The sequence below is a fragment of the Oleiphilus sp. HI0043 genome (assembly GCF_001634935.1).
Window position 1 is genome coordinate 1 of record NZ_LWEY01000917.1, and the last position, 409, is coordinate 409.

Sequence of the window (409 nt, forward strand, 5' to 3'; positions counted from 1 at the left end):
TGAACAGCTCCTGATACAAGCCCGTCAACTTCATCTAGCGCCACCATCATCGTTGCGAGTACGACATTGTCTTCTAGCATTGCTCGCGCCATTTGGTGACTCACGCCTTTATGCTTTCTGATCTCTGTCATTGGGATGACATAGCGTTCACGTGCTTCGTCAGGGTCGACGATCTGAATATCACTCGAAAGCGTAACACCCTGAGCACTTGCGACCGCCTTAATTTCATCGGGCTTCCCGATTAGTATGCACTGAGCTAGTTCTCGCTCATGGCAAGCAATAGCGGCACATATCGTTCTTGGTTCATTGCCTTCAGGTAATACGATCGTCTTAGCTGCACTGCGCGCATTTTCAGATAATTGATAGCGAAATGCCGGCGGAGAAAGGCGTGTTGCGCGTTCTTTATCGC

Annotated in this window: 1 protein-coding gene; it reads right to left on the reverse strand. The window is 49.6% G+C overall.

Translation table 11 applies throughout. From position 1 onward, the window contains the following. On the reverse strand, positions 1–409 hold a 409-nt coding region (locus A3729_RS10270), incomplete at both ends, for a phosphate acyltransferase (protein ID WP_255376389.1).